We start from the raw sequence: 11,195 nt of genomic DNA, 5'->3' as shown, positions 1-11,195 counted from the left end.
CCAGCATGAAAACCTATATTTGTCTAAATCACGGAGAATGTCACTGGGCTGACGAGATTCCCCCAAGAGAATTTCCACTTGACGATGGAGAGGTAGAATGTCCAAACTGCAATAGCACTAATATTAAAGAGAAGCCTAAACCTCCTGGTCCACCATGGCCAAAAATTGCTGGCGCAATAGGCGTACTGTTACTCATTTCGGGCATCATTTGGCTTTTAATGGAACCAAGCCCAGACCCAGACCCTTTAATTCTGAATGCTAGCCTAGATTGTCAAACTAGATTGATCACATTATCAACTACTGGTGGCAATGAAGATTCAATAATTTACAGAATAGAAGGACTAAGCCCTGATCAACGTAGTAACGAATTTATTATTCCTGACTCACTACGTAACAACAAAGTGTTTTTGGCTTATGCCGTCCAAAATGGTAAAGAAGTCAGTAAATCAATTACCTCTGAATGTTCAAATCCGGTACCACTTTTATTGAAAGCCAAATTGAATTGTACAGCTAGACTGGTTACACTAACGCCTGAAGGAGGAGACAATAGCTTAATCACATATAGTGCGGAAGGGCTAAATTCGGGCGCAACGAAGAACGTATTTATAATACCCACTAATAAACGTAACGGTACCGTTTTTACTTTCCATGCTACTCAAAATGGGAAAGTAACGGAAGCACAGGTAACGATGAATTGCCCGTCAATACCCCCCCCCGTTAAATGGTCTCGAGTGTTAGGAAGTGAATTTTGCGATCCTCCAACTTGCACCCTAACTTATAGTGAGATTGATAATTTAGGCCATACTAGAGAGCAAAGAATAAATAACTACGCCAAGTGCTGTCCAGCTGATAAATGAACCAAACTATCTAGCATAAACAATTATTTTAACTACACCTTAACCTGTCCTTTACTATGGATTTTAAAGACCAAATCAAACAACTAGGCGAGCGGGTAGCTCGTTTAAAAGATTCAATTCAAACGGAGGAGGCAACTAAAACGGCGCTAATAATGCCCTTTTTGCAAACTCTAGGCTATGACGTATTTAATCCTTTTGAAGTAGTACCTGAATTCATCAGCGATATTGGTACTAAAAAAGGAGAAAAAGTCGATTATGCCATTCTTAGGGAAAATTCTAACGGTGGGCCTGCCGAGCCTTGTATGCTCATTGAATGCAAGCACTGGAAGCAAGCTCTTACTCTGCATGATAACCAGCTACTACGTTACTTCCACGTTACTAAGGCCCGATTTGGTGTGCTGACAAATGGGGTTATTTATCGTTTTTACACTGATTTACAGGAACCTAATAAAATGGATGAAAAACCATTCCTGGAAATCAACATGCTGGACCTGCGAGATAACCAGGTAGAGGAGCTTAAGAAATTCCATAAATCGTACTTCGATGTGGAAACCATCATTTCCACAGCCAGTGAGCTGAAATATACGGGTGAATTGAAAGCCCTTATTCAACAAGAGATGACTAATCCATCGGATGCATTAGTTCGTCATTTCTCACGTCAAGTGTACGGAGGGACACTCACAGCCAAGATGATGGAGTATTTTACCAGCTTGGTGCGAAAATCGTTTCAACACACATTTTCTGACCAGATAACCGAACGACTGAAAACAGCTTTAGGACAGGATGAAATAACTACCTCCCAACCCGTGTCGATTGAACCAATCGCTGCACCAGCCATCGAGGAGAAAAAGGAGCCTAATGTAGTTACTACACAAGAGGAACTTGAAGGTTTTTATATTGTCAGAGCAATTCTTCGTAGTACGATTGACGCCAATCGTATTGTACACCGTGATGCTCAATCCTACTTTGCAATTCTATTGGACAATAATAATCGTAAACCGATTTGTCGCTTACATCTAAATGGCACTAAAAAAGCAATAACCGTATTTGATGAAAATCGTACTGAGCAACGTCACGAAATAGCCAGTATCAATGACATCTTCCAACACAGTGATTCACTTATCAAGGTGCTATCGGCTTACTGAAAGCTCGTCAAATCATAGGCAGTTTTATACAGGATTGTTTTTAGTAATCGCTTGTTTAACTGCAATTACCAAGCGATTACTATTTGCTTGATTACACAAAGTCAATTTCCTCGTACACAACTGCTAATTACTTTCTCACTATCCAACTCCATACAATTTCTTGACATTTGACCTCTATTTGTACCTCACTACAATACATCTGGCGTCAAAGCCTTCATTATCTGACACATATATATTTTAATTACTTTCTGTATCGGCAAGTAGTAGAAAGTACAATACCAGATAGAAAAGGTGCGGATACATAACTTCATCATTAATTAGTTATACCTGAAATAATTTAATAGCCAGACAAAAGTATAGGGGTAATTTTCTAGCCATGAATCTGTTTAAACGTTTATCCTAGAACCGTTTTTCCGAACGTTTAAACAGGTTCCGTGTAATTTTAACTAAGATGTAATTAGAGTTTCGTAAATTTTACTTCTAGCTTGATTGCTTAATCAGAACGTCAAGGCTAGCCTTACTTTCGTTTTATGAATCCCGAAACAACTCCAAAAACGCAAAGAAGTAGATGGTCAACACTTCTTTTATCGGTATTCGCGGCAGGGTTGCTTTGTTTCATTACGTATATGATTTATCTGGATGCAGCTCGAAATGATGAAATAGCCAGCAGTAGCCCCTCTGTCTTAATGAAGGTAACCGGTAGGAAAAAGGGGGCGGGTACGCTGAAATATCCGGATCATGTTTATGCATATTACCAGGGTAAACAGTACGATTTTGTCTGTGGCCGGAGATATTTTAACAAGACTCTTAACGCCGACCGAATCGTGGCCCATCTTGACAAAACCAGCGGAGAAGCGGCACTGCCGGGATCCGGACGAGTCAGGCATTTAACGTTTTTATTCGTCTTGATTATCGGTGTTGCCCTGACCATTCTCTTTATGGCAGTTCAAAAATTTATCAAGACCAACTAATCTTATCGCAAACGTTCAAATACGCTCATTCTGCAAGTTTTTTGTGAAATCTTTCTACTACTATCTAACCCTGTTGACCCCATAATTAAGTGCTACATTTCGGTATTACCACCGCTTTTGTTTGCCAATAAATTGTTACGCCTACCCAACAGTAAGAAAACGAGATAGCGCTTATTTTGCCTCCATCCGATACCAGGAATAACCAAAACCGGGTAACCGGAACGTACTGGTTTCACTACGTATTGGCTGGCCGGTTTGGTTGCTCTCTATGTTACGTAGCAGGCTGCCTGGCTTCACTACGTTGGTTAATGTACAGGACTGTGGCTCAGCACTGAAGTTGTTAAGTACGAGTAACGAACGTCCCTGCCAGTGGTATTGGATAGCCAGCACATGCTCTGAACCAGTTTCGAGGATTTCCCAATTTCCCCAGCCGATTTCAGGACATTGTTTGCGCAGACGGGCAAATCGGGCGACTTTATTCAACAAAGAAGCACTGTCCGAAAGTTGAGCCGCTACGTTGATTCTATCGTAACTATAAGGTCCTTTATGGATAACTGGACGTACTGTTTTAGCCGACGTTGAGAAGCCCGCATTCGGCGCATTTGACCATTGCATGGGCGTGCGAATGGATAAACGCTCTTTCAAATTGAGGTCATCGCCCATGCCGATTTCTTCGCCGTACCGAATAACCGGCATTCCGGGAAGCGAAAAAAGGATGCTATACGCCAATTCAACTCGTTTCGGATCGCCCATCATTGGCGCCAACCGACGGCGGATTCCCCGGTCGTAGAGCTGCATGTTGGTATCCGGGCCCATTTTTTGGTAGACCTTATCGCGTTCGGCCTCACTTAGCCGACCCAAGTCAATCTCATCGTGGTTTCTTAGAAAATGCGCCCATTGGGCAGTTGGCGGGATATTTCGGGTGTCCGCAAGCGCTTTACGTAGCAGTTTTGTTTCGCCAGTTGCCAGGGCATAGAACAGATGCTGATTGGCAAAAAAATTGAACATTGTCTGCATGTTTTGGCCGTCCTTTCCAAAATAAGGCTCCTGTTCTTTGGGGTCGACGTTGGCTTCGCCCAGCAGAATGGCGTCTTTTTTATGCCACTGAATGTACTGATGCAACTGCGTAATAATGTCGAACTGATGTTCCGGTTTTTCCGGGTCGAAATCTGATTTTGCGATTTCAATTAGAAACGGAACTGCATCGACCCGAAAGCCGGCTATGCCTTTATCGAGCCAGTAGCGAATAATCTTACGCATCTCGCGCTGCACCGCTGGATTCTGCATGTTCAGGTCAGGCTGAAAATCGTAAAAACGGTGATAAAAATATTCGCCAGCCTGCTTGTCGAACGTCCAGACATCCTTTTGAACACCGGGGAACACCATGCCTTTGTCCCATTTTTCGGGCCGCTCTTTAGCCCAGACGTACCACGAACGGTAGGGCGAGTTTTTACGCTGACGGGCTTCTTTGAACCAGGGATGCTGATTAGACGTGTGATTGGTTACCAAGTCCATGATAACCCGGATGCTACGTTGGCTGGCCTGACGCATGAATTCTTCGAAATCCTGCGTGGTACCAAATCGCGTATCGATGCCATAAAAATCGGCAATATCGTAGCCATCATCCAGGTTTGGCGTCGGCTGAAAAGGCGCTAACCAGATCGCTTCAACACCCAGCTGTTTTAAATAATCGAGTTGCTGCGTAAGGCCCTTAAAATCACCGACGCCGTCGCCATCCGAGTCTTTAAATACTTCTACGTCAACGCTATACAATAGACTGTTTTTATACCAGAGTTCTTCTATAAAATCGGCTGGAACAGGGGCTGGTGGAGTTTTTTGGGATTCATCTTTTTTCTGACAACCTAGCAGAATACCTACGTAGCAAATCAAAATCAGTAGCCTCATGAAATTACTATAAAGTGTACTTGAGCAACCGCATGTTAATCTTTTTGTTGACTGATTTTCAGGCTAATAAGGTAATGGGCGCGGTGATTGGACATACACTTCGATTTATATAATAAAACATAGATTGTTCATGTAAGATCAATCAATTTAGTATGCATGCAGTTTGTCGGTCATGGACAAATCAGACATTCAGTTAGGCGACTGGCAGCGAATATTGGTTGGGGAGGCTCCAGTAGAATTTTTAGTAGAGGTATTTATTCGCACTACGTTAATTTATCTGATTCTGTTGGTAATCATGCGTTTACTTGGCAAACGCATGAATGGCCAACTCACCAATCTGGAATTAATCGTGATGCTGACGATGGGGGCCATTGTTTCGCCCGCCATGCAATTGCCCGACCGGGGTTTGCTGGCTAGTGTACTGGCGCTTTTATGTGCACTGATTTTTTTAAGAGGAACAAATCTGCTGGGCTTTAAAAGCAGCAAAACAGAAAGGCAGATTCAGGGCACGGAAACTGTTCTGGTTAAAGATGGTATCATCCAACTGGATAAGATGGCGGAGAATCGGCTGTCGCACCAGCAGGTTTTTGCAGCCATACGTAGCGGTAATGTTTATAATCTCGGTAAGGTAAAACGGCTGTATCTGGAAGCTTACGGTATGTTCAGTATATACCAGGATGAGCAGGAAAAACCCGGGTTATCCGTCCTGCCGCCTTCGGACGATGAAGTTCGCCGAATCCACCAGCATCCAAAGGAAAAACTATTAGCCTGCACCAACTGTGGCAACACCATACCTGCGACGCCTAACCCCGGCCCCTGTCCAGTCTGTCAGGCTACTAACTGGGCAGACGCTGTTCTTTGATTGACCTATGAAGAAAGAAGATATTCACCTCTCCGACTGGCTTCGTATACTCGTGGGCGAGGTTCCGGGTAGTTTTTACATCGAAATTCTGGTCAGAACAGCCGTTATTTATGTGCTGCTGCTTGTTTCGATGCGATTGATGGGCCGGCGAATGGCCTCTAAATTAAGCCGGAATGAAATGACGGCTATGATTTCGATGGCGGCCGCTATTGGCGTCCCGATTCTGGATGCAAGCCGGGGCCTACTTCCTGTTGTTATCATTGCAATGGTTGTCATATTTACCCAACGTATCATCGCGTATTATGCAGCCAGAAACGAGCGATTTGAAGGATTCTCGCAGGATGTGGACACTACGTTAGTTAACAATTCGGTGATGCAGCTAGAGAATATGAAAGGCTCACGTATTACGCGCGAATTGCTTTTTGCAAAGCTTCGTTCCAGCGGAATTCTGCATTTGGGCCATGTAAAACGGTTATATATGGAAGCCAACGGCGCCTTTACACTCATTGAGGAACCAGAGACAAAACCAGGCCTGTCGATCTTACCCGAATGGGATAAAGAGTTTGTTAATCAGCAGGAAAAAGCCGCTGGTGAGCAGGTTTGTCACCATTGTGGTAATGCCAAACCAAAATCAGATAAAGGCAGTGCCGTTTGCGATAATTGCCAGCACAATGAATGGGTCCCGGCGATGAAATAGGTTAACATACGGATAGCTGTTTTTTGTCATCCTAACGCCGAAAGGATCTTACGGTTTCTTAACTCAACTGTCAGGAAACTTAAAGATCCTTTCTATGTCTAAATGACAAAAACTCAGGATTTGATTAACGAGTTTTTGGCTTTGTCGAATTTAAATTAATCGCCAGTCGTCAGTTTACCCAAAAACAACGTAACACTGCAAGGCGCCAGCGAAATCAATTGGCCAGGTTTTAGCCGTTCGGGTAAAGCGCCTTCATTTTGCATTCCCGGTTCTGCCCATTCTTCTTCTTTCGAATCCAGCTGCTTCTCCCACGTATTGACCCACTCTGGTAAATTATACGTAACAACTTCGTCAGATAAGTTAAACAGGCAGGTTAGTTGCTGTTGACCGTCGACGGTTTGTCGATGCATAACAAAACCTGCCTGACCTAAAAGCGTAATCCGGATGTCTTTTTTGCTCGAATTACGTAGCGGGGGCAATGTACGACGTAGCGTGAGCAGCGTTTGATGCCACCTCAACATAATGGCGTGACGGCCCTCATTTCGCGTATTCCACCGTATTTTCGAATCCATGAATGTCGATTCGTCGGCTGGATCGGGCAGTTCAGCGTCGCCAATGAAATCGGCAAATTCTTCTTTTCGGCCTTTCCGGATGGTTTCAATCAACTGCTGGTCGGAGTGACTAACGAAATAATAGAACGGCGATTCATCGGCATACTCTTCACCCATAAACAACAAGGGAACGTAGGGCGAAAGCAGCAAAGTAGCCGCAGCAATTTTCTGCCGTTCAAAATCAACCAGCAGCGACAACCGTTCGGTACCTGTCTGATTTCCAATCTGATCATGATTCAGGTTAAAGACGACGAATCGGTCGCCGGGTACACCTATAGACGAAGCGCCGTATTTTCGTTTTCGAAACGCTACGTATTCTCCACTCGACACAAAGCCATCGGTATATGCTTTCGCCAGCTGTTCCATTCGGCCAAAATCCCCGTAGCGTGCTTTCTTAGCTTTATTGATGAGCACGTGCAGGGCATGGTGAAAGTCGTCGAGCCACTGTGCATTGAACCCATAGCCTCCCAGTTCGGGCGATTTCACAACGCGGGGACTGTTCAGATCGGTTTCGGCCACCAGATACAACGCACGCCCCAATTGCTGTTCGAGACGATTTACCTTATCCCGAATCAGGTGCCAGATTGAGACGGCGCCAATATCGTATATTTCATGAATGGCATCGAAACGCAGCCCATCAACGTGATACTGCTCAAACCAGAACAAAGGGTTATTTGAAAAAAAATCGCGGACGCCATCCGACCACTCACGATCAAAGTTCACCGCATTTCCCCAGGGCGTGCAGTAATTACTGGTAAAGTAAGGGCCAAACTGGGAAACATAATTACCTTCTGGCCCTAAGTGATTGTAAACCACATCCAGAAACACCGCAATCCCCCGCTGGTGACAGGCATCGACCAGCTTTTTCAATCCTTCAGGCCCACCATACGAGTTCTGAACGGAGTATGGATATACGCCGTCATAACCCCAATTTCGCTCGCCCGGGAATTGGCTGACTGGCATCAGTTGCAAGGCGTTGATACCAATACTGGCCAGGTCATCCAGCCGGGGTATAATTGCTTCGAACGTACCATCGGGCGTAAACGTACCGACATGAAGCTGATAAAAAATCAAGTCATGAAAGGGCAATCCACGCCAGCCTTCATCGTGCCAGATGTAGGCCGACTGATCAACAACTTCGGATGGCTCATGCACACCGTCTGGCTGAGAATAAGAAGCCGGATCGGGGCACGTAGCATCATCGTCCAGTACGTATACGTAGCGGGTACCCGGTTCAATGTCTTGTAGCTCAACGCGGAAATAGCCCCATTCAACGGCCGGCATCGCTACGTCGCGTTGAACAGGATGCACGATACGTAGTGCTACGTGTTTTTTTTCGGGTGCCCAAACGGTGAAAATGCAATCACCTTGTCCGGTATAATTTGCCCCAATGGTTTTCATTCGTTCGGAATCGCATCAAGACGTATCAAAAGCCCTTCATCGCCCCCCAGCTCAATGGCGCTGGTAACGGCGCTACCCTCCCACTCTGGCGACGTAGCAATTTCAACGACACCCGTTAGTGTATCATCTTTTGCTGTAAAGTACGCCGGGCGGTGGCTAAGATTTAACAGAATTAAGAATCGAGCATGGTCGCCCGACTGCCGGATGTAGGCAATTAGCTGCGTATCAGCAGAAACGGGCAGATAGTCGCCCACTTTCAGGGCTGGTTCCTGCTGACGTAGCTTAATCAGGCGCTTGTAAAAAGTCAGCATCGAATACGGGTCTTCCTGCTGCCGCCACACATTTTCGCGGCTGAATTCACGGGCCAGCCGTAGCCAGGGCGTACCGTTGGTGAACCCTGCATTCGGGTGGTTGTTCCATTGCATGGGCGTCCGGGCCGGATCGCGGCTGAGGTTTTTATCGGGCATGTTCAGACCCTGCGGGTCCTGCACCTCACGGAATGGAATCGCTACGTCGCGCATACCGATTTCCTCGCCGTAATAAATGGTCGGCGTGCCACGTAGCGTTAGCAGCAACATCGCAGCGATACGTGCCTGTTCCTTACCTACCCGGCTTCCAATACGGGGCTGATCGTGGTTTCCGAGCACCCAATTGGGCCAGCCACCTTCGGGTAAAGCGCCTTCATATTGGTCAATTACGGCAGCAATCTGCTGGGCGTTCCAGGGAAGTAACAATAGCTGAAAATTGAACGGCAGATGGGCGCCTTTACCGTCAATCCCGTAATACGCAACCAGCTGATGGATAGGCAGATATATTTCACCAATCAGCAGTCGATTTTCGTAGGCATCCATCACTGACCGCATTGCCAGCACAATATCATGCACTTCCGGCTGGTCGGTAGAGTACACCGGCAGCAGTTGATCATAGGTAGGCATATGGGGCTGATAATTCGGATTGACGGGATTGTCGCGCAGGTTTTTGTCCTTAACCATGTGCCACATGACATCGACCCTGAACCCATCAACGCCTTTATCCAGCCAGAAGCGCATCGTACCGAGCATGGCTTCCTGAACGGCTGGATTGCGCCAGTTTAAGTCAGGCTGTTCTTTCAGGAAAGCGTGGTAATAATACTGCTCCGTTTTCTCGTCCCACTCCCAGCCACTCCCTCCAAAAACACTGAGCCAGTTGTTCGGTACGCTGCCATCCGGAAGACCGTCGTGCCAGATGTACCAGTCGCGCTTTGGATTTGTTCGGGAAGAACGCGCTTCAAGAAACCACGGATGCTGATCGGATGTATGGTTCGGCACCAGATCGAGAATCAGTTTCATGTTCCGGTCGTGCACGGCAGATACTAATTCATCAAAATCATTCAGAGAGCCAAATAATGGGTGAATGCCCTTATAATCTGAAATATCATAACCAAAGTCGGCCATGGGAGACGGATAAATTGGCGAAAGCCAGACGGCAGTAACATCCAGTTCCTCCAGATAGGGCAATCGCTGGATAACACCCTGTAAGTCACCGATTCCGTCGTCGTTACTATCCTGAAAAGACCGTGGATAAATTTGATAAATGATTCCCTCCTGCCACCAAAAATAACTTGTCTGGTCTTTGTGCATTCGAATATACGAGTGGGTTCTGCAGTTAAACCCGTTTCGAATGATACGTTCCTAATTGGCTAGAGAAAGTGAGGAAATGGGGGTATTAGAAGTTATAGAGTTATAAGGTTAAAGGGTTGTAGAGTTTCTGACGTATCGGCCAACTCTACAACCCTTTAACCTTATAACTCTATAACTTCTAGTAGCCAATTACATTACCTGTAGTTGACGGATTAGACCCAAGCAGGTTATCCGATGGGTTATCGTAACGGGTACCGTCAGGATTTACCATACTTCCGGTAGCCTGATTTGAGTCGTTATCGTTATTGTCAGACTCGCTGGCAGCGCGGCTATTCACGAATGACTCGGCCAACGTAGTAAGCTTTTTATCGGCTGCTTTTTCTTCGGCAAGTGTTTGTTCGAGTAAACCAACCGCCTGCTGATATCCCAGCACCCGCGCCAACGTAGCAACCGAACCGTAAGAGGCAATCTCATGATGCTCAATCTTTTGGCCAGAGATAATCAGCCCGGCGTCGCGGGTCAGCGTACCAGAATCGGTGTTCGAAACACCACGTTGGGCATCATCAATCAGGCCATCAATGGCATCGCAGGTTCCTTCTTCAGCATCAACGCCGAGGCTGCTGAAGATTTGCTCTAAACGGGCAATCTGGTTACGTGTTTCATCCTGATGCTGCAGGAAAGCGTTACGTACCTCATCGGTAGTCGAGGCATCGGCTTGCTCAGCCAGCGCATCTACGGCCTGTTGTTCGGCGTAATAGATGTCTTTGAGCTCCGTAATGAATAATTTTTGAAGTCCTTCCTGAGTTTCTGTGTCGTTGCCGCCGAAAAAATTAGCGATGCTTTCTCCAAAAGTTGCCATGATTACTGTGATTTTAATTGGGTAATACTTGTTGAGTTTACTTGTGCCTTTGTGCCATTATCGGGCCAACTCCTGATTGCCTGTAGGTTAGCTTATTTAGGATAATCACTATTGTCCCATTACTTCTACATAATAAGTGGATTATGTACACAGTCTATGATTAATGTAGCCGTGCTATTGACAGGCGTTACGTAGCTGAACGGCTGCCAGCTCCTGCACCGATTTTTGTGCTACGTCATACGTATCAGTAAACTCGTGCATTACATCC

General features: G+C 45.9%; 8 protein-coding genes and 1 pseudogene. 5 read left to right on the top strand and 4 right to left on the bottom strand.

Features of this window, described 5'->3' with window-relative positions; translation table 11 throughout:
- The first annotated feature begins 5 nt into the window (after nt 1-5).
- The 3 genes from ACYVF1_RS08850 to ACYVF1_RS08840 all read left to right on the top strand — a co-directional run bounded on the left by ACYVF1_RS08850 (nt 6) and on the right by ACYVF1_RS08840 (nt 2,973).
- Nucleotides 6-857: a hypothetical protein gene (locus tag ACYVF1_RS08850; protein WP_461077676.1), complete on the top strand. Its 852-nt coding sequence runs from the start codon at nt 6-8 to the stop codon at nt 855-857.
- A gap of 56 nt (nt 858-913) precedes the next feature.
- Nucleotides 914-2,002 carry a type I restriction endonuclease gene (locus ACYVF1_RS08845; RefSeq protein WP_461077674.1) on the top strand — a complete coding sequence of 363 codons (1,089 nt, stop codon included), beginning with the start codon at nt 914-916 and terminating at the stop codon, nt 2,000-2,002.
- Between the two features lie 530 nt (nt 2,003-2,532).
- Entirely contained in the window at nt 2,533-2,973 is a 441-nt protein-coding gene (locus tag ACYVF1_RS08840; RefSeq protein ID WP_461077672.1) for a hypothetical protein, read from the top strand.
- Nucleotides 2,974-3,144: 171 nt separating this feature from the next.
- Here ACYVF1_RS08840 and ACYVF1_RS08835 read toward each other — a convergent pair whose 3' ends face one another.
- Entirely contained in the window at nt 3,145-4,878 is a 1,734-nt protein-coding gene (locus tag ACYVF1_RS08835; RefSeq protein ID WP_461077670.1) for an alpha-amylase family protein, read from the bottom strand.
- Nucleotides 4,879-5,050: 172 nt separating this feature from the next.
- Here ACYVF1_RS08835 and ACYVF1_RS08830 point away from each other — a divergent pair, with 172 nt between their 5' ends.
- A complete protein-coding gene (locus ACYVF1_RS08830) occupies nt 5,051-5,740 on the top strand; it encodes a YetF domain-containing protein (protein ID WP_461077668.1) in 690 nt (229 codons plus the stop codon).
- Nucleotides 5,741-5,747: 7 nt separating this feature from the next.
- Nucleotides 5,748-6,437 (top strand): DUF421 domain-containing protein, encoded by a 690-nt coding sequence (locus ACYVF1_RS08825; protein ID WP_461077666.1) that lies wholly within the window; start codon nt 5,748-5,750, stop codon nt 6,435-6,437.
- A gap of 305 nt (nt 6,438-6,742) precedes the next feature.
- Here ACYVF1_RS08825 and treZ read toward each other — a convergent pair.
- The 3 genes and pseudogenes from treZ to ACYVF1_RS08810 form a co-directional block, all read right to left on the bottom strand.
- Nucleotides 6,743-8,449: pseudogene (gene treZ, locus ACYVF1_RS08820) on the bottom strand (malto-oligosyltrehalose trehalohydrolase); the annotation flags it as partial.
- Nucleotides 8,446-10,068 (bottom strand): alpha-amylase family glycosyl hydrolase, encoded by a 1,623-nt coding sequence (locus ACYVF1_RS08815; RefSeq protein WP_461077664.1) that lies wholly within the window; start codon nt 10,066-10,068, stop codon nt 8,446-8,448. The gene ACYVF1_RS08815 and the pseudogene treZ, both read right to left, overlap by 4 nt.
- 178 nt (nt 10,069-10,246) lie before the next feature.
- Nucleotides 10,247-10,927, bottom strand: coding sequence for a YciE/YciF ferroxidase family protein (locus ACYVF1_RS08810; RefSeq protein ID WP_461077662.1), 681 nt, complete (start codon nt 10,925-10,927; stop codon nt 10,247-10,249).
- Nucleotides 10,928-11,195: the final 268 nt, after the last annotated feature.

The organism is Spirosoma flavus (genome assembly GCF_054778555.1).
Note: the sequence above shows the minus strand (reverse complement) of the source record. Positions and strands in the feature narration are given on the sequence as shown.

Excerpts from the sequence above, each read along its gene's own strand:
- ACYVF1_RS08850 (WP_461077676.1), top strand. The coding sequence starts at position 6 with ATGAAAACCTATATTTGTCTAAATCACGGAGAATGTCACTGGGCTGAC.
- ACYVF1_RS08845 (WP_461077674.1), top strand. The coding sequence starts at position 914 with ATGGATTTTAAAGACCAAATCAAACAACTAGGCGAGCGGGTAGCTCGT.
- ACYVF1_RS08840 (WP_461077672.1), top strand. The coding sequence starts at position 2,533 with ATGAATCCCGAAACAACTCCAAAAACGCAAAGAAGTAGATGGTCAACA.
- ACYVF1_RS08835 (WP_461077670.1), bottom strand. The coding sequence starts at position 4,878 with ATGAGGCTACTGATTTTGATTTGCTACGTAGGTATTCTGCTAGGTTGT.
- ACYVF1_RS08830 (WP_461077668.1), top strand. The coding sequence starts at position 5,051 with ATGGACAAATCAGACATTCAGTTAGGCGACTGGCAGCGAATATTGGTT.
- ACYVF1_RS08825 (WP_461077666.1), top strand. The coding sequence starts at position 5,748 with ATGAAGAAAGAAGATATTCACCTCTCCGACTGGCTTCGTATACTCGTG.
- ACYVF1_RS08815 (WP_461077664.1), bottom strand. The coding sequence starts at position 10,068 with ATGCACAAAGACCAGACAAGTTATTTTTGGTGGCAGGAGGGAATCATT.
- ACYVF1_RS08810 (WP_461077662.1), bottom strand. The coding sequence starts at position 10,927 with ATGGCAACTTTTGGAGAAAGCATCGCTAATTTTTTCGGCGGCAACGAC.